Consider the following 25919-nt stretch of genomic DNA (forward strand, 5'->3'; position numbering starts at 1 on the left):
GCTTCACGGCACCCGTCCCACCAGCCGCCGTTCCGATGCCCGCCGTTTCGCCGCCTGATGCCCGGGTCGATCTCTCCGGACTGGGCCCGCTCGCCGGTTTCGCCTCCGCCGCCGGCGTCACCGACCTGTTCGTCAACGGTGAGGCCGGCCTCTGGGTCGACGCCGGCCGCGGACTCGTGCGCGAACCCGGCTGGGACCGTGGCGAGACGGCCGTGCGCGAGCTCGCCGTGCGCCTGATCGCCCTCGGCGGGCGGCACATCGACGAGGCCAGCCCGTGCGTGGACGTGCGGCTGTCCGACGGGATCCGGGTGCACGCCGTGCTGCCGCCGGTCTCGAGCACGGGCACCCTGCTGTCGATCCGGCTGCCGCGGGCGGAGCGGCCGAACCTGGCGGCCCTCGCCGCGGCCGGATTGTGCGGCACCGGGGAGCCGGCCCGGCTGCTCGTCGACCGGCTCCGCTCCGCGGTGAGCGACCGGGAGAACCTGCTCATCACGGGCGCGGCCGGCAGCGGCAAGACCACCCTGCTCGCGGCCCTGCTCGGGGAGGCCCCGCCGGGAGAACGCATCGTGGCGATCGAAGACGTCGCGGAGCTCCGCGTCGACCACCCGCACTTCGTTGCCCTCGAGTCACGACAGCCCAACCTGGAGGGTGCCGGCCGGATCGGCCTGGACAGCCTGCTCCGCGAGGCGCTGCGGATGCGGCCGGACCGGCTCGTGCTCGGCGAGTGCCGCGGCGCGGAGATCCGGGAGCTGCTCACCGCCCTGAACACCGGCCACGACGGCGGCGCCGGCACCCTGCACGCCAATTCGCTCCGGGACGTGCCCGCCCGGCTCGAGGCCCTGGGCGCCCTTGCCGGGATGAGCGCCGAGGCCGTGGCCCGCCAGGCGGTCAGCGCGATCGGCCTGGTGCTGCACCTCGAACGCCGGGGCGGCCGGCGCCGGCTCGCGCAGGTGGGCCGGTTCGTGCTGGACGAGGCGGGACGGCTCGGGACCGTCACCGCAGGCGGCGGCGCGGGAGCCGGGCCCGGAGCCGGAGCAGACACCGTGCCGCAAAGGGCGATCACGTGAGGCAGCGAAGGCGCGAGGCCTCCCCGGGCATCGACGATGTCGCCCGGGTCGCCCAGCGGCTCGCCGTGCTGCTCTCAGCCGGAGTCACCCCGACCTCCGCCTGGCAGCACCTGGTCGAGGTCGAACCTCCGGGCTCGCCGCGACCCGGACGACCGCCGCGGGGCTCGGGCGCGGAGCCGCTGCCGACCGCCCGGATCATCCGGGCGGCGGCCACCGCCGGGCAGACGGGCGACAGCATCGCGGATGCCGTGGCCGCCGAAGCCGCCGCGGCCGGCGGGCAGGTCGGTGAGGCCTGGCTCGGCCTGGCCGCGGCCTGGCGCGTGGCAACCCAGGCAGGCTCACCCCTGGCGGCCTGCCTGCGAGAGCTCGCCGCGTCGCTTCGCGAGCTGGGCCGCCTGCACGCCGACCTCGCTGTGGCGCTCGCCGGGCCGGCCGCGACAGCCCGCATGGTCATGTTCCTGCCCGTGATCGGCCTGCTGTTCGGCAGCCTGATGGGCTTCAACACCCTGCGGATGCTCTTCCTCACCCTGCCGGGCTGGCTCTGCCTCGTCGCCGGAGCGGCCCTGATGTTCGCCGCGGACCGGTGGAACCGGCGCCTGGTGAGCACGGCCAGAGCCAGGGACCCGACTCCGGGACTCGAGTTCGACCTCACCGCCATCGCCATGGGCGGCGGCGGCTCCGTGGACCGCGCGCGAGCCATCGTGGAGGACACGGTCGACCGATTCGCGCTGCACCGGGCCGACGCGACGGCCGCCATCGGGCAGGTGCTCGACCTGTCGGTTCGTGCGGGAGTGCCGGCCGCCGAGTTGCTGCGCGCCGAGGCGGAGCAGTTGCGGCGGGACGCCCGAGCCGAGGGCCAGCGCCGGGCCGCGACGCTCGAGGTGACGCTGATGATCCCCCTCGGGGTGTGCGTGCTTCCGGCCTTCATGCTCGTCGGCGTTGTGCCACTGCTGATGACGGTGTTGTCGTCGACCCTGACCGTGTTCTGAGACGACGGCGGCGATGCCGAAAGACGATGCCGACAGTGTCCGGTTAACGAAAAGAGCCGGGCCCGAGGCCCGGCTCCCGAAGTCACGGCAACTGCCGTCCAACTGCTCTAGCTGTTCCGTGCCGTTCTGATGTTCAAGGCGGCGCGCTGTACCTTCGGAGACTCCGTTGCGACGGTCTTACCTGTGCTCTTCTTCGGTGATTGGTCTGCCATCAGCGCCCCGATTCTCCGAGCCCATTGGCTCCGGTGGACAAAGACTACGCCTCGAAACGACCGGGCGGAAGAGCTCCGCGAAAATGATCCACCAACACACGAAAAGGGCAAGCCCGCGTCCGGTCGGCCAGGGAACGACGGGCCATGCGGAGCGTGTTCTCCACCACTGCCCGCGCCGACCGATCTTGCGCACCGATCGGTCCCGACGCCGCACCGGGCGGGCGCCGCAGGCGAGGCTGGTGCCGGTCGTGCCGCCCACAACCGCGTCGAGGGACGCGAGAGGAGACGAACAGATGCCCGGACACACCCCGCCTGCGGACCGCACGAGATTCCTGCGCCGCCTGCGCACCGACGCCGGTGCCGCCACCGCGGAGTACGTGATCGCGACCATGGCCGCTGTCGGCTTCGCCGGCCTGCTCATCGTGATTCTGCGCGGGGACGAGGTGCGCGGCATCCTGACCGACCTGGTGCGCAATGCCCTCACCGTGGGGTGACCGGGGCACGGTGACGGCGGAGTTCGCCGCGGTCGTTCCCGCCGTGCTCCTGGTGCTCGCCCTCTGCCTCGGTGCGGTGCAGGTCTCCGGAGAGCAGGTGCGCCTCACGGGTGCCGCCGCCGCCGCCGCTCGGTCACTGGCCCGCGGCGACGGCGACGACGCCGCCGCCGGGCTCGTTCGCCGTCTGGTCGGACCGGCCTCGATGACCACCGAGCGGCAGGGAGACTTCGTCTGCGTGCGCCTGCGCATGCCGAGCGGGTTCGGCGCCTTCGCCGCGTTCGGGGTCACGGTGGCGGCCGCATCCTGCGCGCTCGGCGGAGGCGCGTGATGAACCGTCCACGGGACGGACCGGGCCGGGCGGAGCGAGGGTCGGGTTCGGTCCTCGCGGTCGGGGTGATCGGCGCCGTGCTCGCCCTGACCATGGTGCTGCTGCCGCTGATGACCGTGCTCGCCGCCGGTGCGGCCGTGCGGGCCGCCGCCGATGCGGCCGCGCTCGCCGCAGCCGACACGGCCTCAGGCCTGGTGGCGGGGGTGCCGTGCCAGGCCGCTGCCACGGCGGCGGAACTCGGCGGTGCCGCGCTGACCGGGTGCGCGGTGGACGGCTTGATCGCATCCGTCACCGTGGCGCGCACCGTGCTGGGCTTCGAACTCGGCTCGCGCGCCCGTGCCGGACCCCCGCCCGGTGCATAGCCCGGCCACGCCCGGTCCTGTGCCGGGCGGATCAGTCGGGGCGGATCAGAACGGGGCGGATCAGTCGAAAACGGCCTCGAGGTACCGGTAGTCGACGGCGGTCGGCCGTTCCGGGAATTCCGACGACTCGAACTCGAGTCCGGCGCCGCGGGTATAGAGGTAGCGTTTAGTGCCCGTGTCCGCCGGGATCTCGAGCCGGGGTCGCGGGTCACCCGATTCCAGGAACTCGGTGGTGATGGTCTTGCCTTCGAGGGGGCCGTCCGTGAGCTTCGCGGTGTATGTGCCCGTTGCTGGTGTACCCATGCCTCCATTGTCCTCACCAGCGCAGAACTGGCAAGCCCCAAAGCCTGTCCCCAAGCCGGTCACCAAGCCCGTCACCAAGCCCGTCACCAAGGCCTTCACCGGCGCGGCCGATTAGGCAGGCACCCGATTGCTGTGTGTATGGTGTGCCTTGGCCCCTCATTGGGTCGTTACCTATAAAGAGGAGTCTGGTGCCAGGCACTAAGAAGCTGGTCATTGTCGAATCGCCGACCAAGATGAAGTCGATTGCGGCTTATCTGGGCGACGGCTACGAGGTTTTGTCCTCGGTCGGCCACATCCGCGACCTGATCGAGCCCAAGAATCTGCCGCCCGAGCTGAAGAAGGGCCCGCTCGGCAAGTTCTCCGTGGACGTCGACAACGGCTTCGAACCGTACTACGTGGTGTCCGACGCCAAGAAGAAGACCGTCGCCGAACTCAAGCGGGCGATGAAGAACGCCGACGAACTCCTGCTCGCAACTGATGAGGACCGCGAAGGCGAGGCCATCGCCTGGCATCTTCTGCAGGTGCTGCAGCCCAAGGTCCCCGTGAAGCGCATGGTGTTCCACGAGATCACCAAGGAGGCCATCCTCCAGGCCAGGGACAACACCCGCGACCTCGACACCGCGCTGGTCGACGCCCAGGAGACCCGGCGCATCCTCGACCGCATCTACGGCTACGAGATCTCCCCGGTGCTCTGGCGCAAGGTCGGCCCCGGCCTCTCCGCCGGCCGGGTGCAGTCCGCGGCGACCCGGCTCGTCGTCGAACGCGAACGTGAACGCCTCGCGTTCGTCTCGGCCGGCTACTGGGACCTGTTGGCGCAGCTCGCTCCCGGCGCCGACCAGACGGCTGCCGCCTTCCAGGCCAAGCTCGTGCGCCTCGGCGGCGAGCGCATCGCCACCGGTGGCGACTTCGACGACCTGGGAAAGCTCAAGCCGAAGGTGGCCGCGGCGACCCTCGACGAGGCATCCGCCCTCGCCCTCGCCGAGGCGCTCAAGGCGCCCGACGTTGCCGTGACCGTGACGAAGGTGGCCTCCAAGCCCTACCGTCGCAGCCCCGCCGCGCCGTTCACCACCTCGACGCTGCAGCAGGAGGCGGCGCGCAAGCTCCGCTTCACCGCCCGCCAGACCATGAGCGTGGCCCAGTCGCTGTACGAAAACGGGTACATCACCTACATGCGTACCGACTCGCCGTCGTTGTCGCAGCAGGCCATCACCGCCGCACGCACCCAGGCGTCCGCCCTCTACGGCCCCGAAACGGTGCCGGCCCAGCCGCGCCTCTACAAGGGCAAGAGCAAGAACGCCCAGGAGGCGCACGAGGCGATCCGCCCGTCGGGCGACACCTTCCGCACGCCGGCCTCGCTGTCGTCGTCGCTCCGCGGCAACGACTACAAGCTCTACGACCTGATCTGGAAGCGCACCGTCGCATCGCAGATGGCGGATGCGACCGGCTCGACCGCGTCGGTCACCATCGCGGCCGGCCCCACCGGCCCCGCCGAGCACCCCGCGGCATCCGGAGCGATCGCCGAGTTCTCGGCCAGCGGCACCGTGATCACCTTCCGCGGCTTCCTGCTCGCCTACGAGGAATCCCGTGACGAGGAACGCAACGCCCCGACCGACCCGACCGAGTCGAAGCTGCCGCCGCTCGCGGAGGGCCAGGCCCTGACCATGCTCGAACTGGAAGCCAAGGGCCACGAGACCACCCCGGCCGCCCGGTACACGGAGGCGAGCCTGGTCAAGAAGCTCGAGGAGCTCGGCATCGGGCGTCCGTCGACGTACGCGTCCATCATCTCCACGATCACCGAGCGTGGTTACGTCACTCCCCGCGGCCAGTCGCTCGTGCCCAACTGGATCGCATTCTCCGTCGTGCGGCTGCTCGAGGAGTACTTCTCCGACCTGGTCGAATACGACTTCACCGCCGAGATGGAAGACGACCTCGACCGCATCGCCGACGGCAAGGCCGACCGGGTGGACTGGCTGACCAGTTTCTACTTCGGCTCGGACAAACACCGAGGCCTGCGCCAGGTGATCGACAACCTCGGTGAGATCGACGCCCGCAGGGTCAACTCGATGCCGATCGGCGACGACATCACCCTGCGAATCGGCAAGTACGGCCCCTACCTCGAGGTCGCCGACGAGGGCGCCGGCCCGGATGCCCCGCCGCGCCGGGTGAACATCCCGCCGGCCCTCGCACCGGACGAGCTGACCCCGGCCAAGGCCAGGGAGCTCATCGACGCGCCGGTCATCACCGACCGGGTGATCGGGATCAACCCCGACAACGGCAAGTCCATCGTGGCCAAGGACGGCCGGTTCGGCCCGTACGTCACCGAGCTGGAGCCCGAGCCCGAGGTCATCGAGCCCGGCGAGACCGTGGACCCGGTCACCGGTGAGGTGACCCTGCTGGCCGACTCGGCCGCTCCGGCAGCGACCGCCACCGCGACCAAGCCCAAGCGCAAGCCGGCCGCGAAGAAGGCGGCCGCGGTCAAGCCCCGCACTGCATCGCTGTTCAAGTCGATGGACCTGGCCACGATCGACCTGGACACCGCACTGCACCTGCTGGCGCTGCCGCGCGTCGTCGGGATCGACCCGGAGACGGGCGCCGAGATCACCGCGCAGAACGGCAAGTTCGGCCCCTATCTCAAGAAGGGCGTCGACACCCGGTCGCTGAGCGGAGAGGACCAGATCTTCGAGATCGACCTCGCCGGCGCGATCGAACTCTACGCGCAGCCCAAGTACGGGGCGAAACGCGCCTCGAGCGCGCTCAAGGAGTTCGAGACGCCCGACCCCGAGAGCGGCAAGGCGATCAAGATCAAGGACGGCCGCTTCGGCGCCTACGTCACCGACGGGGTCACCAACGCGACCATCCCCAAGGCCGAAAGCGTCGAGGAGGTCGATTTCGACCGTGCCGTTCAGCTGCTCGCCGACAAGCGCGCCAAGGGCCCCGTCGTGAAAAAGACGGCCGCCAAGAAGGCGCCGGCGAAGAAGGCCCCGGCGAAGAAGGCCGTGGCCGGGAAGGCGCCCGTGAAGAAGGCTGCCGTCAGGAAGCCGGCTGCATCGGGGGCGAGCACGACCGTGCGCAAGCCGGCCACCCCGGCCCAGAAGGCGGCCACCGCGGCGAAGGCCGCAGCCACCCGTGCAACGAACGCGGCGATCAAGGCGGCGACGGCATCCGCGCAGTCGTGACCGGCCTCTTCATCACGCTCGAGGGCGGCGACGGCTCCGGCAAGTCCACCCAGGCGGGGCTGCTCTCCGACTGGCTCGCCGGCCAGGGCCGCACGGTGCTGCGCACCCGCGAGCCCGGCGGAACGCCGGTCGGGGTCCTGATCCGCGACATCGTGCTGCACCACCGCGGCGAGGTGGCGCCCCGCGCCGAGGCCCTGCTCTACGCGGCCGACCGCGCGCAGCACATCGCGACCGCGGTGCGCCCGGCCCTGGCTCGCGGCGAGGTCGTCATCCAGGACCGCTACCTCGACTCCTCGGTCGCCTACCAGGGTGCCGGCCGGGTTCTCGGCGGCACCGAGATCCGCGACCTGTCGCTCTGGGCGGCGGAGGGCCTGCTGCCACAGCTGACGATCCTGCTCGACCTGGACGAGACCGCCGCCCGCGGACGACTCGACAACGCCAACAAGCGCTTCGACCGGCTCGAGGCGGAGAAGGCCGACTTCCACCGCCGGGTGCGCGCCTCCTTCCTCGGGCTGGCCGCCGCCGAACCGGAGCGATTCCTCATCGTGGATGCCACCGAGCCGGTCGAGACGATCGCCGCGACCATCCGGGCCCGGGTCGCCACCCTCCTCCGCTAGCCCGCGCGGGCCGACGCGTCTGCTCAGGAGAGTGTCACCGACGAAAGGTATTCTGGTCCGATGAACGTGTGGGATGACCTGACCGGTCAGGCGGACGCGATCGCCATCTTCCGGGCGGCGGCGGAGCGGCCGGCCGCGAAAGCGGCCGGGACGCCCGGTTCCGGGACCGCGGGGTCCTCGTCCGCGGGGTCGTCCTCCGCGGGGTCGCCCTCCGCAGGGTCGTCGATGACGCACTCCTGGCTGATCACCGGTCCGCCCGGGTCCGGCCGGTCCAACCTCGCCTTCGCCTTCGCCACGGCCCTGCTCAGCCCCGGCACGCCGGAGGGCGACGAGAGCGCCCGCCGCCTGGTCGACGCGCGCACCCACCCCGACCTGATCGTGTTGTCGACCGAGGGCGTCATCATCAAGATGGAGTCGGTGAAAGAGGCCGTGCAGCGCTCCCAGTACTCGCCGTCGGTGGGCCGCTACCGGGTGATCGTCGTCGAAGACGCCGACCGGATGGTCGAACGCACCTCGAACGTGCTGCTCAAGGCCCTTGAGGAGCCGCCTGAGCGCACCGTCTGGATCCTCTGCGCCCCGAGCGAAGCCGACCTGCTGCCCACCATCCGGTCCCGGGTGCGCTCGGTGCGCCTGCGCGTGCCCAGCGTCGACGACGTCGCCGCACTGCTGATGAGCCGCGACGGCGTCGAACCGGCCACCGCGGAACGGGCGGCCCGGGAGGCGCAGAGCCACATCGGCATGGCCCGCCGCCTGGCGACCAACCCCGAGGCGCGGGCCAGGCGTGAGGAGACCCTGCGGGCGGCCCTCGGCATCCGCGGGGTGTCTGCCGCCGTCAATGCGGCGGCCCGACTGCTCGCCATCGCCGGCGACGACGCCAAGGCCATCACCCTGGAGCGGGACGCCGTCGAACGGGAGGGCGTTCTGCGCTCCCTCGGAGTCGAGCCGGGCCAGTCCGTGCCGCCGGGGCTGCGCAGCCAGATCAAGGCCCTCGAGGACGACCAGAAACGGCGGGCGACCCGCAGCCTCCGCGACGGCATCGACCGGATCCTGGTCGACCTCACCTCGCTCTACCGCGACGTCATCATGGTGCAGCTGGGGCGCGAACAGAGCGTGATCAACCGCGAGCTCCTCACCGAGGTGCGCGGCGCCGGCAGCGCCTGCCAGCCGACTGCGACACTCGCCACCCTGGATGCGATCGCCCTGGCCCGCCAGAGAATCGAATCAAACGTTGCACCGGCCCTCGCCCTCGAGGCGATGCTGGTGTCCGCGATCCGCCGCACCTAGCCCGGTACAGCACCCTTCACGGAAGAGGAACCATTGAGCAGACGAACCCGCACGCGCACCGTCACGGTGCTGGTGGCGACCCTGGCGGCCGCGCTCGCAGTGACGATGGGACTGAGCGCGTGCGTGCCGTTGTTCCTTCCCCAGCAGGCCCGGTCCACCTCATCGCCGACCACCGAGAAGGTCAGCGCCGACCTCGAACCGTTCTACAGCCAGGTGCTGAAATGGAAGGACTGCGGCTCCGGGCTGCAGTGCACCACGGCATCCGCGCCCCTGGACTGGGCCGACCCGGCGGCGGGCACCGTTGACCTCGCCCTGGTGCGTCACCCTGCCTCCGGCAGCCGGGTCGGCTCGCTGCTGGTCAATCCCGGCGGCCCCGGAGGCTCCGGCTATGACTTCGTGAAGGATTCGCTGGACTACGCCACGGATGCGAAGCTGCAGGCAGGGTTCGACATCGTGGGCTTCGACCCGCGCGGGGTCGGCCGGTCCTCCGCGGTGAAGTGCTACCAGCCCGCCCAGATGGACGAGTACCTCTACGGCCTGACCACGGCCGCGCGCGGAACGGATGCCTGGATCCAGGAGCTCGAAACCGCGTCCGCCGACTTCGGCGCAGCCTGCGCGAAGAACACCGGGGCGCTGCTCGGGCACGTGGACACCGTGAGCGCCGCCCGCGACCTCGACCTGTTGCGCGCCGCCCTCGGCGACAAGAAGCTCAGCTACCTCGGCTACTCCTACGGGACATTCCTCGGTGCCACCTACGCAGACCTCTACCCCGGCAAGGTCGGCCGGCTCGCCCTCGACGGCGCGCTCGACCCGTCCACCAGCAACGCCGAGGTGACCCGGGTGCAGGCGACGGGTTTCGAGAATGCGCTGCGCGCCTATCTCGCCGACTGCCTCGACGGCGCGAAGTGCCCGTTCGACGGTACCGTCGACGACGCCATGTCCACCATCGGCTCGCTGCTCGCCTCGGTAGACGCGAGCCCGATCACGGCCACCGACGGCAGGAAGCTCGGCGCCAACACGCTGCTCACCGCGATCATCTACCCGCTCTACCAGGCCGAGGCGTGGCCCAACCTGAGCGAGATGTTCACCACTGTTCTGCAGGGCGACGCGGATGCCGCCTTCCAGTTCGCGGACGGTTACAACGGCCGCAACACGGACGGCAGCTACCGCGACAACTCCACCGAGGCGTTCATGGCCATCAACTGCGTCGACTACAGCTACAACGACGACCCTGCTGCGATGCGTGCCCAGGCCGCCCAGATCGAAGCCGCCGCGCCCGTGATCGGCAAGTACATGGCGTTCGGGGACATCGGTTGCGCCAACTGGCCGCACACGTTCACCGGTCAGCGCGCGCAGATCCACGCCACGGGCGCCGCACCGATCCTCGTCGTCGGCACGACGAACGACCCGGCCACCCCCTACGTGTGGGCGAAGAACCTGGCCGGCCAGCTCGACAGCGGCCACCTCGTCACCTACACGGGCGAGGGCCACACCGCCTACAACAAGTCCAACGCCTGCGTCAACAACGCGGTGGACGACTACCTGCTCAAGGGCACGGTGCCGGCGACCGACCCCAGGTGCTGACCGTCCGGGCCGGAGAATCGACCATCCTCGACTCCCGGGGTGCAGAATTGCGCACTGTGTAAGAATTGAAGGATGTCGGCGGAACACGAAGAACCAGGCCTGCGCGAGCGTAAGCGGCTGGCCACCAGGCGAGCCATCCAGCGAGCGGTGCTGCTCCTCTCCTGCGAGCGCGGAATGGACAAGGTGACCGTGGAGGACATCAGCCGGGCCGCCGACGTGTCCCCGCGCACCTTCTTCAACTACTTCTCCTCCAAGGACGCCGCCATGGTCGGCGACGAACTGGACCTGGCCTCCGCGGAAGACATCGCCGCCTTCGTGCACGGCGGTCCCTCGGGGGACATCCTCGCCCAGCTCGCCGAACTGCTCGCCTCGAGCCTGAAGAACACCGAGGGTGACCGGGAGATCCACCAGCTGCGCCGCACCGTGATGAAGGAGAACCCCTACCTGTTCGGCCTGCGGATGGCGACCCTGCGCAACTTCGAAGCCCGGCTGCAGGACATCATCACCGAGCGTTTCGCCGCCGACGATCCCGACCTCGCCGCCGACCCGGTGCGGCTGAACCAGCGCGCGCTGCTCTTCACGCTCGTGGCGGTGGCCGCCGTACGCCACGCCTGGCGGTGCTGGGCCGAGGGCGACGCGTCCCGGCCGCTGGCCGACCAGGTCAGCGAGTCATTCGCCGAACTGTACGAGATGACCCTCCGGACCAGCTAAGCTTTGTTGCTGTGTCACCGAGCCCTTCCGTGAGGGAGGAATCGTGCGTCACGCCGCCTTAGCTCAGTCGGTAGAGCGTCTCACTCGTAATGAGAAGGTCATCAGTTCGATTCTGATAGGCGGCTCCACTGTCTCTCGTGGCCGGCGTCCTGGAAACCGGCTCACGGGGCACCCTGCGCCGGCTTCTCACAGCGGCGCCGCGAGCGCCCTGCCCGTCGAATTCGACGGAGATTTTGGCCTGGATGCCCCAAAAACGGCGTTCTGTGCGCCAAAACGTGAAAATCTCCGTCGAATTCGACGGGAGGTGCGCGGGGGCGGGCCATTCCGCCGTGGGTAGGCTGAAGCCCATGACCGACGCAATCCGCTGGGGAATCCTGGCCACGGGCGGGATCGCCCACGCATTCACCAACGACCTCGTCCTGGGCGGTTTCCGGGTGCAGGCGGTGGCCTCCCGCGCCCAGGCCTCTGCCGACGCGTTCGCGGCCGAGTTCGGCATCCCCACCGCCCACCCGAGCTACGAGGCCCTCGCCGACGACCCCGACGTCGACATCGTCTACATCTCCACGCCGCATCCGTTCCACGCCGAGAACGCCCGACTGATGCTCAACGCGGGCAAGCACGTGCTGATCGAGAAGCCGATCACGCTGAACGGCCGCGAAGCCCGGGAGATCGTCGACCTCGCGGCGAGCAAGGGGCTGCTCGTGCTCGAGGGCATGTGGACCAGGTTCCTGCCGCACATGGTGCGGATCAGGGAGATCCTCGCCGCCGGCACGATCGGGGACGTGCACACGCTCATCGCCGACCACACCCAGAGTCTGCCGGAAGCCCCGGAGCACCGCCTCAACTCGATGGCACTCGGCGGCGGCGCCCTCCTCGACCTCGGAATCTACCCGCTCACCTTCGCCTCCGAACTGTTCGGGCGCCCGGAGACGATCCTGGCGACCGCGACGTTCAAGCCGACCGGCGTCGACGCCCAGGTCGCGACGACGTTCCGCTACCCGGGCGGTCAGATCGCCCAGACCCTCTCCGCGAGCGACACGGCCGGCCCGAACACCGCGACCATCCTCGGCACCGCCGGCCGGATCGACATCGACCGGGTCTGGTACGCGCCGACGACCATCCGGGTGCGCGACAGCGCGAACGCGGTGATCGAAACCTTCAGCGCCCCGATCACGGGGCGCGGCATGCAGTTCCAGGCGATCGAGGCCGAGAAGCTCATCCGGGCAGGGAAAATCTCGAGCGACATCCTGCCGGTCGAGGAAATGGTCGCGATCATGGAGACCCTCGACGCCGTGCGCGAGCAGATCGGGCTGCGCTACCCCGGCGAGTAGCCGCCGGACTCTGCCGCGTCACCCATTCTGGGGTGCGCGCGGCCCAGCCAAACCGGCCGGCCCGCCTGGTGCCGCCGATATCCTGATCAAGGAGCAGGAGGGGGCAGGTGTGGGGACAGCCGCGACGACCAGCCTGCCGACACGTTCCGCCCGCGTGTTCGGACCCGGCAATCGGCTGGTCTGGGCGATGCTGCTGCTGCTCACCGTCTACCTGGCCGGGCTGGCGCTCCCCAGCGACGACCTCCGTCCGGTGGTCAACGGCTGGCTGGGCACGATAACCCAGTGGATCCCCGCGGCTTTGTGCTGGCGCGCGGTCTACCGCTCCGGCTTCCGACGGATGCTGGTGCTCCTGGCCGGGGCCGCCGTCACCGTGTTCGCGGCCTCGAACCAGTACTACGTGCTGGCGCTCGGCGATGGGGAGGCGCTGAGCTTCCCCTCGTCCGCCGACTTCGGATACCTGCTGTTCTACCCGCTCATCCTCGGGGCGCTCGCCATTCTGGTCTCCCGGCAGCTTCGCGCGCTTCCCCGGGCGGTCTCGCTCGACAGCGCGGTCGGCGCGCTCGGCGCCGCGGCCCTGCTCGCGGCCCTGCTCAGTCCGATCCTCCTCGCGGCCCAGGCCGGCGGGTTCAGTCTTGCCACGGCGGTCGCGACCGCCTTCCCCCTGCTCGACCTCGTGCTGGTCGCCGCCGTGGTCGGCGTCGCCTCCGCCCGGGGGCTGGACGTCGGCGGTCGCTGGGGCATCCTCGTCTCCGGCCTGCTGGTCTTCGCCGCCACCGACGTGATCTACGCGGAGCAGATCGCCGGCGACAGCTACGCGATCGGCACGCTGCTGGACGGCGGCTGGGCCGTCGGCCTGACCCTCATCGCCCTCTGGGTGGACGGCCTGACCCAGCCGCCAAGTGCGGTCGGCCGCCGGCTGACCGGCGTCCTCTCCCTGATCGTACCCGTGGTGGCCACGGCCGCCGGGGTCCTGGTGCTCCTCCTCGGCACCCAGGTGAGGCTCTCCCTCCTCGCCGTCGCGCTGGCGACCGCGACCCTCGCCGGGGCGAGCCTGCGCACGGCCGTCGCGTTCCGGGATCTCGGCCGGATGGCCGACCTCCGCCGCCAGGCGCGCACCGACGACCTCACCGGACTGCCCAACCGGCGGGCGCTCTACCTCGACGTGCCCCTGCGCCTCGCCTCGGGAGGCCCGAGGAGCGCACTGATGCTGCTCGACCTGGACCGGTTCAAGGAGGTGAACGACAGCCTCGGCCACGATGTCGGCGACGAGCTGCTCGTGCAGGTCGGGCGACGCCTGGCCGACCAATTGCGAACGCGGGACCTGCTGGCACGCCTCGGCGGAGACGAATTCGCGATCCTCCTCGACGACGCGGGCCCCGCCGAGGCGGAGGCCGTCGCGGCGACGGTGCAGGCGGCCCTGGCCGAACCGTTCACCCTCGCCGGGATCACCCTGCAGACCAGCGTCTCGGTCGGGATCGCGCTCTACCCGGAGCAGAGCGACAACCTGACCGGGCTGCTGCGGAAGGCCGACATGGCCATGTACAAGGCGAAGGCCGGCGGCACCGGGCACCACGTCTACCGCAGCTCCGACGACAGCCACGGGGACGCCCGGCTGCGCACCGTGCAGGAGCTGCGCCTGGCACTTCACGAGGACCAGCTGGTGCTCCACTACCAGCCGCAGATCGACCTGCCGACGGGGCAGGTGAACTGCGTCGAGGCGCTCGTGCGCTGGCAGCACCCCGCCCGCGGCCTGCTTCAGCCGGGGCAGTTCCTCGACCTGGTCGAGGAATCCGGGCTGATGCACGCCATGACGCATGTGGTGCTCGACAAGGCCCTCGACCAGGCCGCGCTCTGGCGGGCCGAGGGTCATCCGCTCGCGGTCGCCGTGAACCTCTCGGCGCGTTCCCTGCTCGACGCCGAACTGCCGGCGCGGGTTCGCGCGCAGCTCTCGTCCCGGGGCCTGCCGACCTCCGCCCTGACCCTGGAGATCACCGAGGAATTCCTGCTGAACGACCGGGAGCGGGCGCGGGAGATCCTCACCCAGTTGCGCGAGACGGGAATCCGGATCGCCGTCGACGACTTCGGGACCGGCTACAGCTCGCTCGCCTACCTGCGGGACCTGCCCATCGACGAGCTCAAGCTGGACCGGTCCTTCATCATGCCGATGGCCGACGACGCGCGCGCCGCAGCGCTCGTCTCCTCCATCGTCGACCTCGCCCACAGCCTGGGGATGAGCGCCGTCGCCGAGGGGGTGGAGGATGCCGTGGCCTACGACGAGCTCGTGCGGTACGGCTGCGACCAGGCACAGGGATTCCACCTGTCGCGGCCGCTCCCCGTGGCCGACCTGGACGCCTGGCTCCTCCTGCGTCGCGCGGCGGTTGCCACGGCGTAACGGGCGGAGACGCGGGCCCGCCAAGCCGAGGCTGCCTCACATCGACGGCAGGTACAGTACACGGGTGGAAGAACAGGACACCCCGCGGCCCGGCATCGCCGGCTTCATCGCCCGGCACCGCACGCTGGCCCTGATCGGAGCCGGTGCGGCGCTGTTCGCCCTCCTCGGCACCGGGGCCGTCGTCGCGGGCGCCTCGACCGTCCCGGCCAACGCTCCCGCCGCCCTCCGTGTCCGGGCCGCCACCCCCAGCCCCACCCCGACGGCCGCGCCGCCCCGGCCCGCCCCGTCCGATGCCACCACCGCCAGCCGGCTCCGCAGCTGCTCGGTGGCCGGCCTGGCCGCCGACCCCCGGCTCGCGAACTTCCAGGCCCAGGTGGTCAACGCCAGCACCGGCGAGGTCCTCTTCGACCGTGGCGGCAACACGCCGTCCCGCACCGCGAGCGTGCTCAAAGTGCTGACCTCGACAGCCGCGCTGAGCGTGCTCGGCCCCGACTACCGGGCCACGACGACAGTGCTGGCCGGCAGCGAACCGGGAACGGTCGTGCTGGTCGGCGGGGGAGACCTCACCCTGTCCCGCACCCCGACCGGCGATGAATCGGTGTACACCGGAGCCGCGCACCTCGACGACCTTGCCGCGAAGACCATCGCGGCGTGGCAGGCCGACCCGGCGCATCCGCCGATCACGCGGCTCGTGCTCGACTCCTCCTCCTTCGGCGACCCCGGCTGGGACCCGAGCTGGAACCGCAAGGAACTCGGCGACGGGTACATGCCCGAGATCACCGCACTCCAGGTCGACGGCGACCGGGACAACCCGGGCCGCAGCACCTCCGCCCGCAGCAGCGACCCGATCGGGCGCGCCGGGCGGGCGTTCGCCGACGCGCTCGGCGGAAACGTGGAGATCAGCCGCGGAACGGCCCCGGCAGGCGCCGCAGAACTCGCCTCGGTGCAGTCCCAGCCGGTGTCCACCCTGATCAAACAGGCACTGATCGTGTCGGACAACGCGCTCGCCGAGATGCTCGCCCGGCTCGTCGCGGTGAAATCCGGGGCCGGGAACACCTTCGGGGCACTGCAGAAATCCACCCTCTCCGGGCTCGCCCCCTACGGCATCGACACGACCGGCATCCTGATCGCCGACGGCTCAGGCCTGAGCGACAACAACGCCGTTCCGCCGTCCTACCTGACGAAACTGTTCGTCAAGATCAATGCCAGGGAAGGGAACCTCGGCGTCATCTTCGACGGCCTGCCCGTCGCCGGCGGGGAGCGCGGGTCACTGTCCTACAGCGACCGGTTCACGGGCGACAACGCCGTCGCGGACGGTTCCGTCTTCGCCAAGACCGGGTGGATCGACACCGGCTACACCCTGGCCGGTGTGATCCACGCCGCGGACGGCACGCCGCTGACCTTCGCCGTTTACGCGCTCGGGGATGTGGGCGATAATGCGAAGCAGGCGATCGACACCATCACCGCCGGTTTCTACCGATGCGGTGACAACCTGTCGAACACCTGATCCCATCCGGCGAGCGAAGGAGCCACCTGTGACACGGGCACTGTTCATCATCGACGTCCAGAACGATTTCACAGAGGGTGGCGCACTTGTCGTCGCGGGCGGGTCGGCCGTCGCCGCCGGGGTGAGCGCGCTCCTGGCACAGCACCCGAACGCCTACGCGTGTGTGTTCGCCTCCCGGGACTGGCACGACCCCGACGGCGACAACGGCGGCCACTTCGCCCTGTCCGGCGAACCCGACTACTCCGAGAGCTGGCCGGTGCACTGCGTGGCGGGCACCCCGGGCGCCGAGTACCACCAGGCGCTCAAGCTGCCGGAACACACCATCCACATTCGTAAGGGCCAGGGCGAGGCCGGCTACTCGATCTTCGACGGCGTCTCGGAGGGCGGTGACAAGACGGGCGAATTGCTGATCACGAACGGTGTGACGGATGTCGACATCGTCGGCCTGGCCACCGACCACTGCGTGCGCGCGAGCGGACTCGATGCCCTCGAACACGGCCAGCACCTGCGCGTGCTCACCGACCTGGTCGCCGGGGTCAACCCGGATGCCAGCGAGGCGGCGCTGGCCGAACTGGCCTACGCGGGGGCTGTCCTGGCAACCTCAGACGTGGTCGCCTAGGTGGGGGCCGGACGCGCGCCCGTGCTGGACTCCTTCGCCCGGCGCCTCGACGGCGTGCGGATCGCCTACGACCTCGTGCCGGGGGATCGCCCGATCCTCCTCGTGCACGGGTTTGCGTCGACCGCCAGGCTCAGCTGGGCCGGCACGGGCTGGCTGCGCTTCCTCGAGGAGGCCGGACGCGGCGTGATCGCGCCCGACCTGCGCGGCCACGGGCGGAGCGACAAACCGCACCGGGCCGCCGACTATGCACCCCGGCAGCTGGCCGCCGACCTCGTGGTCGTGCTCGACGCGCTCGGCCTGGACCAGGTCGACGTGGTGGCCTATTCGATGGGGTCCCGGGTCGCGGCGGCGCTCGCCCGGCTGGCACCGGAACGCGTAGGTCGCCTGGTGCTCGGCGGTGCGGGGCCGGTCGAACTGTTCGAGTCCGTCGGCCCGGCGACGCTGGCCGGGCTGCTGGCCGGGCAGACCCCGGCCGATCCGGTGGTCGCGGCCGTGCTCGGGCCCGTACTCGCATCCGCCGTCGCCGCGGGAGGAGACCTGGCTGCGCTGCTGGCCTGCGTGGAGGGATTCGCCGGGGCAGCACTCGACCTGCCGCCGGGCATCCCCGTGCTGTACGTCGCGGGCGGCGCCGACCCGATCCCGGACGGGGTGGCCGAGCTGGCCCGTGCCCGAGGCTCCGCCTACCGGGAGCTGCCCGGCCGCGATCACGTGAACTCGCTTACCTCCCGCGAGTTCAAGCAGGCGGCCCTGGACTTCCTGTCCTGATTCCGTCCCCTATTCGGGGGGTTTGTCAAACTTTTCTTCAAGGGTTGCATCCAGAACTACCGTGTTGCTGGAATTGACAGCGGGAGGCCGCGCGGTCACCCGTCCAACGAAATGCAGGAGGTAACCATGCACAGGACCATCGCAATTGGCACCGCAGCCGGCCTACTCGTCGCTCTCGCAGGACGGCCAGCGCCGGCGAAAACCACGGTGACGGCGGGCACCACTCCGACGGAGGCACCGCCGAACTCACCGTCTTCCACGGCGTGCCGGGCCTGACCGTGGACGTCTACGTCGACGGCACGCTCACCCTCGACGACTTCGAGCCGGGCACGTTCTCCGACACTCTCACCCTCGACGCCGGAACGTACTCGGTGGCCGTCACGGCCGCCGACGCGACCGACGACAGCCACCCGGTGATCGGTCCGATCGACCTGACGCTGGAAGAAGGCGACAACTACACGGTCGCAGCGCACCTCACCGAAGCCGGTGACCCCACCGCCACCCTGTTCACGAACAACCTCGACAAGGCAGGCAAGGGCAACGGGCGCCTCACCGTGCGCCACATCGCAGCCGCGCCATCCGTGGACGTGCTCGCGAACGATGCGGCCGCGGTGACCGACCTGACCAACCCCGACGAGGAAGAGCTGACCCTGCCGGTCGGCACCATCTCCGCCGTGGTGGCCGCAACCGGAACGACCGACCCGCTGATCGGGCCGACCGACGTCGAGATCGCCAAGCGCACGAACACCATCGTCTACGCCTGGGGCAGCCTGAACGCTGACAACCTCGCGTTCGCCGTGCAGACGGTCGGCCTCACCGGGGGTGGACACCACCACCACGACGACCACCACAACGACCACCACAAGTAAGGATCGCCACTTACGACGCCCGGTCGCATCGACCGACGGGGCTTCGTCCGCACCTCGAGGGCCGCACGCCCAACGACAGTTGACGTGCGGCCCTCGACGTGCCCGGGCGAAAGAAATCAGGTTCGGGTGCATCCGATCCGGGCCGTCCGCCGGAAGTAATGGCTAAAGAGTGCTCCGGCACACCCGGCGGGGATTCCCCCCGCGACCCACACATCAGGAGGAAATCATGCGCAAGTCCCTCACGATCGGCATGACGGCGGCCTCGCTCGGCGCCCTCATCGCCCTGACCGGCCTCGCACCGGCGCAGGCAGCCGACCCGGTCGCCAAACTGTCCGTCTTCCACGGCGTACCCGGCCTCACCGTCGACGTGTACGTGAACGACAAGCTGACCCTGGACAACTTCAAGCCGGGCGACCTCGCCGGGCCGCTCGACCTGCCGGCCGGCACCTACAAGGTTGCGATCACCGCGTCGGATGCGGCCGACGCGAGCAAGCCCGCCATCGGGCCGGTTGACCTGCCCCTCGTGGCGGGGATGGACTACACCGCCGTCGCCCATCTCGACGCCGCCGGCAAGCCGACCGCGACGCTCTTCACCAACGATATCGGCAAGCTGGAGGCCGGCCAGGGCCGGCTGACCGTGCGGCACGTGGCCGCTGCGCCCGCGGTCGACGTGCTCGCCAACGGAGCGGCCGCCATCACCAACCTGGTCAATCCGAAGGAGTCGGTGCTGAACCTGCCGGCAGGCACCATCTCGGCGGCGGTCGCCGCCACGGGGACCACGGCCCCGGTGATCGGGCCGGCGGATGTCAACGTCGCGGAAGGCACGAACACGATCGTCTACGCCTGGGGCAGCCTGGCCGACAAGAACCTCGCCCTCGGCGTGCAGACGATCGCCGGACTGCACTCGAACCCCGGCAGCATCCCCGCCGGTGAGGCAGGCCTGGTCGCCACGAACAAGCCGGCGGACACGACCGGACTCTGGCTCGGCGCCTTCGCCGCAATGCTGCTCGCACTCGGCGCAGCCGCGGTCGTCGGACTGCGTCGCTCGGCCGCGGCCGCGCGCCGCTAGCAGGGACCGCACGATGAGAGCCACAGTGGGCGCCATCGGGATGCTCGCTGTGGCTCTCGTTCTGCTCAGCGGATGCTCCGGGGCTCAGGTTCCGCCGGCATCCGCGCCGACGGCGGTCACAACGCCCGCGCCGGCATCCGTGCTTCCGCCCCCCAGGCCGGCCCCCGAGGTGACGGTGCCGACGGTGAGCGCCACCCTGAGCGCCAACCAGGCGCCGGCCCCGCTGCCCCCCGTGCGGATCCGAGTGGAGACCCTGGGCATCGACATGGCGGTCGAGGCGGTCGGCCAGACTGCGGAGAAAGTCATGGAACTGCCGAAGAACCCCGCCGTGGCCGCCTGGTACCGGTTCGGCCCCTCACCGGCCAGCCCGGCCGGGGCGACCGTGATCGCCGCCCATGTCGACTCGCTCGTCTACGACATCGGCCCGTTCGCCCGGCTCGCCTCGGCGACTGCCGGAACCCGGGTCGTGCTGACGCTCAGCGACGGGTCGGAGCGGGGCTACTCGGTCACCGGCCTGCAGTCGATCCTCAAACCGGATGTCCCGTGGGACAGTGTCTTCGACAGGTCGGGTGCCTCCCGGCTGACACTGGTGACCTGCGGCGGCGAATTCGACTACGAGGCGAAGCGCTACCTCTCCAACGTGATCGTCTCGGCGGATCCGCTCCCATGATCACGATCCATCCCATAGTGAGAAGGTGTGGCTATGCTGAGGCCGACGGTGGTCGAGGCGTCCTTCGCGGGGAGGCCTGAGGTGTACGACCAGTCGCAGCGCCATTCGACCGGGAGGCACCCCAGCGTGGTGAGCGCAATCACCGATGCAGACGACCACGCACGGCTGGCCACCGCCTTCCGTTCGGGGGACGAACGCGCGCTCGCCGAGACGTACGCCCGCTGGGCAGCGCTCGTGCACACCATCGCCGTGCGCTCGCTCGGCGACCACGGCGAGGCGGAGGACGTGACCCAGAAGGTCTTCATCTCGGCCTGGAACGGCCGGGCCGGCTTCGACCCCTCCCGCGCCCGGCTCCCGGCGTGGCTCGTCGGCATCACCCGGCACGCGGTGGCCGACGCGCACGAAGCCCGCTCGCGGCGACGCCGGATCGAGGCGGCCGTGATGGGGGAACTCCAGTTCAGCCAGCCCGACCAATCGGCCGACGTCGCCGACCGGCTGCTGATCAGCGAGGAGCTGCAACGCCTCGAACCGGTGCCGCAGCGGGTGATGCAGCTGGCGTTCTACGACGACCTGACGCACGCGCAGATCGCCGATAGCCTCGGATTGCCGCTCGGCACCGTGAAGAGTCACATCAGACGAAGCCTGACCAGGCTGCGCACCAGATTGGAGGCGAACGATGACACACATTGACCGGGACGATCTCGCGCTCATAGCCATGGCTGAGCTCGACCTCACCGAACCGGAGCGCCTCCACCTGGCCGAATGCCCGGAGTGCTCGCTCGAACTGATCTCGCTGCAGCACACCGTCGCGGTCGGACGCGCGGCGCGCGACGTGCAGCTCCTCGAGCCGGGCGACGCCGTCTGGGGTCGCATCCACTCCGCCCTCGGGCTCTCCGACGCGGTCGCGGGCACTCCGCGGCGCTCCGACTTTCCGGCGAGTGCGGGGCCGACAAGCGCAGCACCGGTGACGGATGCCGCGGCGCTCGCGCCAGCCGGTGCTGCCGGTCCCGGCCCGGCTCCCGGTCCCCGTCCGGTCCCGGCTGCTGGCACCGTCCCGGCTCCCGCTCCGGCTGCCGGTCCCGGCCCGGCTGCCGGCCCCGGCCCGGCTGCCGGTCCCGTCCCGGCTCCCGGTCCCGTCCCGGCTCCCGTCGAGCCGGCGCCTCCGGCCGGTCCCGCGCCGGTCGCCCGGATCGACGCTCACGGCCGGTCCCGCCGCGCCCGTTTCTGGCTGCCGCTGACCGTCGCGGCCGGGATCGTCGGCCTGGTCGGCGGCCTCGGCGGCGGGATCTGGTGGGACTCGCTGCGACAGGACGCCGCGCCCCCCGTCGTCGAAGCGAAGATCGCCGAGGCGACACTGGACCCGTTCCCCGGCTGGAAGGCCGGCGGCACCGCCTACGTGGAGAAGGCCGCCGACGGTCACCGGGAGGTGGTGGTCGACCTCACCGGGGCGACGGGCAGCGCCCCCCTGCGCGAGGTGTGGCTGATCAAGGCGGATGCCTCCGGCCTGGTCAGCATCGGACTGCTCGACGGCGCCACCGGCCGGTTCTCGATCCCCGACGGGCTCGACCTTGCCCAGTACCCGCTCGTCGACGTGTCCGCCGAACCGGACAACGGCGACCCGGCCCACTCCGGCGACTCCATCGTGCGCGGCGAGTTGCACGCCACCTGACCGGCCCCTGCTCCTTCGTTCGACAACTGTCGCCGGGCCGGACGACTGTCGCCCGTGCATTGGCGACTATTGTCCGCATTGGCGACACTTCTCATCGCCCTCGACCGGAACCGTGGGGCGCCCGGGCGGTTAGAGCTGGTGGCCGAGCTTGTATTCGGGCATCTCCTCGCCCTTGCGGGTGTAGGAGAAGCCGTCGGCGCCGACGGTCACGGCCATCTCGCTCGACTGGGTGCGTTCGATCACGGGCTGGGGGGTGCCGTCGAGGTCGAGCACGAGGGAGGCATCCGTGTACCAGCTCGGCACCACCGGGTTTCCCCACCAGTCGCGACGCTGGTTGTCGTGCACGTCCCAGGTGACGACGGGGTTGTCGGGGTCGCCGGTGTAGTAGTCCTGGGTGTAGATCTCGACCCGGTGGCCGTCGGGGTCGCGCAGGTAGAGGTAGAACGCGTTGGACACGCCGTGCCGGCCGGGGCCGCGCTCGATCAAGTCGGACTTGCGCAGCGCGCCGAGCTTGTCGCAGATGTAGATGATGTTGTGCTTCTCGTGCGTGGAGAAGGCGATGTGGTGCATCCGTGGGCCGTCGCCGCCGGTCAGGGCGGTGTCGTGCACGGTGTCCTTGCGGCGCAGCCAGGCCGCGTAGGTGACGCCGTCCGCGTCCTGGATGTCCTCGGTGACCCGGAAGCCGAGGTCCTCCAGATAGCCGCGGCCGAGGCCGACGTCGGGGGTGACCTGGTTGAAGTGGTCGAGGCGCACGAGCGCGCCCGGACCCTGCAGGTCGTAGCGCCAGGCGAGGCGTTCCACGTGCTCGGTGTCGAAGAAGAACTCGTAGGGGAAGCCGAGCGGGTCTTCGACGCGCACGGAGTCGCCGATCCCCGTGACGAAGCCGTTCGCGCGGCGCTCGGTGCGGCAGCCGAGCTCGCGGTAGTACGCCTCGGCAAGGTCCACGTCGAGGGGGGAACGCACCCGGAACGCGAACGCGGCCACCGCGGCCACCGGGCCCTGGCGCAGCACCAGGTTGTGGTGGATGAACTCCTCGAAGCTGCGCAGGTAGATCTCGGTTTCGTTCTCCTCCGTCACGACGAGGCCGAGGATGTCCACGTAGAACTCGCGGGAGGCGGCCAGGTCGGTGACGACGAGGTCCATGTAGGCGCAGCGCAGGATGTCGGGCGGGGTGGCCGCGGGGGTGGGGATGGGGGTGGTGGTCATGGGGATCCTCCTCATTGAGTGTCAGTGGTTGTGGTCTCGACGGGCTCGACCGCCGGTGACGGGCTCAGCCGTCGGTGATCGAGCCTGACCGCCGGTGATCGAGCCTGACCGCCGGTGATCGAGCCTGTCGAGATCCAGGTCAGGCGGCGCCGAAGCGGGCGGTGTGCACGGCGCCGAGGGTGATGTGCACGGCCTGCTGGTCGGTGTAGAAATCGATCGAACGGTAGCCGCCCTCGTGGCCCAGTCCCGAGGCCTTGACCCCGCCGAACGGGGTGCGGAGGTCGCGCACATTGTGCGAGTTGAGCCAGACCATGCCGGCCTCGATCGCCTGGGCGAAGGTGTGCGCCCGGGTGAGGTTGCTGGTCCAGAGGTACGCGGCGAGGCCGTATTTGACTCCGTTGGCCAGCGCCAGGGCCTCCTCATCGGTGTCGAACGGGGTGATCGACACCACCGGGCCGAAGATCTCCTCCTGGAAGATGCGGGCCGTGGGCGGGACATCCGCGAACACGGTCGGCGACACGTAGTTGCCCTCGGCCAGGTGCGCCGGGCGGCCGCCGCCGGCGAGCAGGCGGCCCTCGGTCTTGCCGATCTCGACGTAGCTCATCACCTTGGCGTAGTGCTCGGGGTGAACGAGCGCGCCGACCTCGGTCTTCGGGTCGTGCGGGTCGCCGACGACGATGTTCCGGGCGCGGGCGGCGTAGCGGGCGCAGAAGTCGTCGTAGACGGTGCGTTCGACCAGGATCCGGCTGCCGGCCGTGCAGCGTTCGCCGTTGAGCGAGAAGACGCCGAACAGGGTCGAGTCGATCGCGGCGTCGAGGTCGGCGTCGGCGAAGACGATGGCGGGGGATTTGCCGCCGAGTTCCATCGACATTCCCTTGAGGTTGGCGGCGCAGTTGCGGTAGATGGTCTGGCCGGTCGTGGTCTCGCCGGTGAACGAGATGAGGGGCACGCCCGGATGCTTGACCAGCGCGTCGCCGGCCTCCTCGCCGATGCCGTTGACCAGGTTGAAGACCCCGTCGGGGAGACCTGCGGCGGAGAAGATCCCGGCCCACAGGCTGGCCGAGAGCGGCGTGAACTCGGCGGGCTTGAGCACGACGGTGCAGCCGGAGGCCAGCGCCGGGGCGAGCTTCCAGCTCTCCAGCATGAACGGGGTGTTCCACGGGGTGATCAGCCCGGCGACGCCGATCGGCTTGCGGTTGACGTAGTTGATCTGGCTGCCGGGCACCTTGTAGGTGTCGTCGGCCTGCGCCACGATCAGGTCGGCGAAGAAGCGGAAGTTCTCGGCCGCCCGGTTGGCCTGGCCGAGGGCCTGGGTGATCGGCAGGCCGGTGTCGAACGTTTCCAGTTCGGCGAGGCGGGCATCCTGCGCCTCGATCGCGTCGGCGATCCGGTTCAGGATGCGGGACCGCTCGCGCGGCTTCATGCCCGGCCACGGCCCGTTCTGGAAGGCTTCCGTGGCGGCGGCCACGGCCAGGTCGATGTCCTCCCGCTGGCCGGCGGCGGCGGTGGCGTAGGTCTGGTTGGAGACCGGATCGAGCACGTCGAAGGTCTTGCCGGAGACGCTGTCGACGAAGCGGCCGCCGATGTAGTGCTGGATGCGGGTCGGCAGGTTCTCGGGGACGAAGTGGCCGGCCGTGCGGGAGCCGGCGGTGGTGGCGGTGGCGTCGGTCGTGGTCATGGTCAGGCTCCTGCCGGGGTGTGGCCGTCGATCGTGAAACCGTCGACGGGGGAGAGGTAGGCTTCGCCGGCGGCCAGGAATTTCTTCATGGTGACGAGGCCGGCATCCGTGGGGGTGATCAGCGGAGGGCGCACGAACCCGGAGGCGATCAGGCCGCGCTGTTCGAGCACCCACTTGCCCGGTGCCGGGTTGGTCTCGACGAAGAGCAGGTCGACGAGAGGGTGCAGGCCGTAGTGGATCTCGCGGGCCCGGGCGAGGTCGCCGGCCATCCACGCGTTGTACAGCTCGACGTGGGCGACGGGGGCGATGTTAGAGGTGGCGCTGATCAGGCCGACGCCGCCGAGCGCGAGCAGCGGCAGGCAGAGCAGCTCGATTCCGCTCCAGACCAGCAGTTCCTTTCCGCAGAGGTGCAGCACCCGGGAGAAGTGTTCGAAGTCCTTGGTGGTCTCCTTGACCCCGACGAAGTTGTCGAAGTCCCGGTAGAGCCGATTGATGGTCTCCGGGGCGATGTCCACGGCGGTGCGGCTGGGCACGTTGTAGGCCACGATCGGCAGGTCGGGGAACTCCTCGGCCACGGTCTTGTACCAGACGTAGAGGGCCTCCTGGGTGGGCCGGGCATAGTACGGAGTGATGATCAGGGCGGCGTCCACGCCGGCGTCCCGTGCGGCGGCGGTCAGCTCGAGGGTCTCGTCGAGTTTCGCCGAGCCGGTGCCGGGCATGAACGGGACGCGGTCGCCGATGGTCTCGGCCACGGTGCGGATCGCGGCGGCGCGTTCGGCGATGCTCTGCGAGCTCGGTTCCCCGGTCGACCCGCCGAGCGAGATGCCGTGGGTGCCGGAGGCCAGCTGCCAGTTGACGAGGTTGGCCAGGCCGGCATGGTCGATCGCGCCGTCGGCCGTGAACGGCGTCATCAGGGGCGCGATGGAGCCCCTGATCTGGCTGGGGTCACTGCGGAACTTCATTGTTCTTCCTTTCGAGGGCAACGGATGCGTTCGCGACTGTTGCCGAATCGGACGG

At 70.5% G+C, this 25919-nt stretch carries 24 protein-coding genes and 1 tRNA gene; 21 read left to right on the forward strand and 4 right to left on the reverse strand.

Going from position 1 to position 25919, the window contains the following annotated elements:
• Positions 1-35 precede the first annotated feature (35 nt).
• The 5 genes from E3O48_RS05915 to E3O48_RS05935 all read left to right on the forward strand — a co-directional run bounded on the left by E3O48_RS05915 (position 36) and on the right by E3O48_RS05935 (position 3452).
• Positions 36-1067 carry a TadA family conjugal transfer-associated ATPase gene (locus E3O48_RS05915; RefSeq protein WP_134537714.1) on the forward strand — a complete coding sequence of 344 codons (1032 nt, stop codon included), beginning with the start codon at positions 36-38 and terminating at the stop codon, positions 1065-1067.
• Positions 1064-2056 (forward strand): type II secretion system F family protein, encoded by a 993-nt coding sequence (locus E3O48_RS05920; RefSeq protein ID WP_241982421.1) that lies wholly within the window; start codon positions 1064-1066, stop codon positions 2054-2056. Before E3O48_RS05915 ends, E3O48_RS05920 begins: the two co-directional genes overlap by 4 nt.
• A gap of 505 nt (positions 2057-2561) precedes the next feature.
• Positions 2562-2762, forward strand: a complete 201-nt coding sequence (locus tag E3O48_RS05925; protein WP_134537682.1) for a DUF4244 domain-containing protein — start codon at positions 2562-2564, stop codon at positions 2760-2762.
• Entirely contained in the window at positions 2743-3090 is a 348-nt protein-coding gene (locus tag E3O48_RS05930; RefSeq protein ID WP_134510949.1) for a TadE family type IV pilus minor pilin, read from the forward strand. The genes E3O48_RS05925 and E3O48_RS05930 overlap by 20 nt, the downstream gene beginning before the upstream one ends.
• Positions 3090-3452, forward strand: a complete 363-nt coding sequence (locus E3O48_RS05935) for an Rv3654c family TadE-like protein (RefSeq protein ID WP_134537683.1) — start codon at positions 3090-3092, stop codon at positions 3450-3452. Before E3O48_RS05930 ends, E3O48_RS05935 begins: the two co-directional genes overlap by 1 nt.
• Positions 3453-3512: 60 nt before the next feature.
• Here the strand turns inward: E3O48_RS05935 and E3O48_RS05940 are convergent, their stop codons facing one another.
• Positions 3513-3755 (reverse strand): hypothetical protein, encoded by a 243-nt coding sequence (locus E3O48_RS05940; protein ID WP_134537684.1) that lies wholly within the window; start codon positions 3753-3755, stop codon positions 3513-3515.
• A 188-nt stretch (positions 3756-3943) separates the two neighbouring features.
• On the opposite strand from E3O48_RS05940, the gene topA reads away from it, so the two are divergent.
• From topA to E3O48_RS06020, 16 genes are all read left to right on the forward strand, one after another.
• Complete coding sequence (gene topA / locus E3O48_RS05945) at positions 3944-6931, forward strand: type I DNA topoisomerase (protein ID WP_134537685.1); 2988 nt, start codon at positions 3944-3946, stop codon at positions 6929-6931.
• Positions 6928-7548, forward strand: a complete 621-nt coding sequence (gene tmk, locus E3O48_RS05950; RefSeq protein WP_241982422.1) for a dTMP kinase — start codon at positions 6928-6930, stop codon at positions 7546-7548. Before topA ends, tmk begins: the two co-directional genes overlap by 4 nt.
• Positions 7549-7608: 60 nt before the next feature.
• The gene (locus tag E3O48_RS05955) at positions 7609-8832 is read left to right on the forward strand and encodes a DNA polymerase III subunit delta' (protein WP_134537687.1); all 1224 of its coding nucleotides are present in this window, start codon (positions 7609-7611) and stop codon (positions 8830-8832) included.
• A gap of 33 nt (positions 8833-8865) precedes the next feature.
• Positions 8866-10416 (forward strand): alpha/beta hydrolase, encoded by a 1551-nt coding sequence (locus E3O48_RS05960; RefSeq protein ID WP_241982423.1) that lies wholly within the window; start codon positions 8866-8868, stop codon positions 10414-10416.
• Positions 10417-10488: 72 nt separating this feature from the next.
• Complete coding sequence (locus E3O48_RS05965; protein ID WP_134537688.1) at positions 10489-11127, forward strand: TetR/AcrR family transcriptional regulator; 639 nt, start codon at positions 10489-10491, stop codon at positions 11125-11127.
• A 52-nt stretch (positions 11128-11179) separates the two neighbouring features.
• A tRNA-Thr gene (locus E3O48_RS05970) sits at positions 11180-11255 on the forward strand.
• A gap of 219 nt (positions 11256-11474) precedes the next feature.
• Positions 11475-12458 carry a Gfo/Idh/MocA family protein gene (locus E3O48_RS05975; RefSeq protein ID WP_134537689.1) on the forward strand — a complete coding sequence of 328 codons (984 nt, stop codon included), beginning with the start codon at positions 11475-11477 and terminating at the stop codon, positions 12456-12458.
• Between the two features lie 109 nt (positions 12459-12567).
• A complete protein-coding gene (locus E3O48_RS17780; RefSeq protein WP_134537690.1) occupies positions 12568-14850 on the forward strand; it encodes a bifunctional diguanylate cyclase/phosphodiesterase in 2283 nt (760 codons plus the stop codon).
• Between the two features lie 64 nt (positions 14851-14914).
• Positions 14915-16357, forward strand: coding sequence for a D-alanyl-D-alanine carboxypeptidase/D-alanyl-D-alanine-endopeptidase (locus E3O48_RS05985; RefSeq protein ID WP_194088063.1), 1443 nt, complete (start codon positions 14915-14917; stop codon positions 16355-16357).
• A 28-nt stretch (positions 16358-16385) separates the two neighbouring features.
• Complete coding sequence (locus E3O48_RS05990; protein ID WP_134537692.1) at positions 16386-16976, forward strand: isochorismatase family protein; 591 nt, start codon at positions 16386-16388, stop codon at positions 16974-16976.
• Positions 16977-17741: an alpha/beta fold hydrolase gene (locus tag E3O48_RS05995; RefSeq protein WP_241982424.1), complete on the forward strand. Its 765-nt coding sequence runs from the start codon at positions 16977-16979 to the stop codon at positions 17739-17741. It abuts the gene before it with no gap.
• A 263-nt stretch (positions 17742-18004) separates the two neighbouring features.
• Positions 18005-18610 carry a DUF4397 domain-containing protein gene (locus tag E3O48_RS06000; RefSeq protein WP_134537693.1) on the forward strand — a complete coding sequence of 202 codons (606 nt, stop codon included), beginning with the start codon at positions 18005-18007 and terminating at the stop codon, positions 18608-18610.
• A 226-nt stretch (positions 18611-18836) separates the two neighbouring features.
• Positions 18837-19679, forward strand: a complete 843-nt coding sequence (locus E3O48_RS06005) for a DUF4397 domain-containing protein (RefSeq protein WP_134537694.1) — start codon at positions 18837-18839, stop codon at positions 19677-19679.
• A 13-nt stretch (positions 19680-19692) separates the two neighbouring features.
• Positions 19693-20349 (forward strand): sortase domain-bontaining protein, encoded by a 657-nt coding sequence (locus E3O48_RS06010; protein ID WP_134537695.1) that lies wholly within the window; start codon positions 19693-19695, stop codon positions 20347-20349.
• Positions 20350-20382: 33 nt separating this feature from the next.
• A complete protein-coding gene (locus E3O48_RS06015) occupies positions 20383-21039 on the forward strand; it encodes an RNA polymerase sigma factor (protein WP_134537696.1) in 657 nt (218 codons plus the stop codon).
• Complete coding sequence (locus E3O48_RS06020; protein ID WP_134537697.1) at positions 21026-22018, forward strand: anti-sigma factor domain-containing protein; 993 nt, start codon at positions 21026-21028, stop codon at positions 22016-22018. Before E3O48_RS06015 ends, E3O48_RS06020 begins: the two co-directional genes overlap by 14 nt.
• 129 nt (positions 22019-22147) lie before the next feature.
• Here E3O48_RS06020 and hpaD read toward each other — a convergent pair whose 3' ends face one another.
• The 3 genes from hpaD to dapA form a co-directional block, all read right to left on the reverse strand.
• Positions 22148-23224 carry a 3,4-dihydroxyphenylacetate 2,3-dioxygenase gene (gene hpaD / locus E3O48_RS06025; protein ID WP_134537698.1) on the reverse strand — a complete coding sequence of 359 codons (1077 nt, stop codon included), beginning with the start codon at positions 23222-23224 and terminating at the stop codon, positions 22148-22150.
• A 139-nt stretch (positions 23225-23363) separates the two neighbouring features.
• Positions 23364-24902, reverse strand: coding sequence for a 5-carboxymethyl-2-hydroxymuconate semialdehyde dehydrogenase (gene hpaE / locus E3O48_RS06030; RefSeq protein WP_134537699.1), 1539 nt, complete (start codon positions 24900-24902; stop codon positions 23364-23366).
• Positions 24903-24904: 2 nt separating this feature from the next.
• Positions 24905-25864, reverse strand: a complete 960-nt coding sequence (dapA, locus tag E3O48_RS06035; protein WP_134537700.1) for a 4-hydroxy-tetrahydrodipicolinate synthase — start codon at positions 25862-25864, stop codon at positions 24905-24907.
• Positions 25865-25919 lie beyond the last annotated feature (55 nt).

The organism is Cryobacterium sp. HLT2-28 (genome assembly GCF_004402495.1).
In the GTDB taxonomy this organism is placed as follows: domain Bacteria; phylum Actinomycetota; class Actinomycetes; order Actinomycetales; family Microbacteriaceae; genus Cryobacterium; species Cryobacterium mannosilyticum.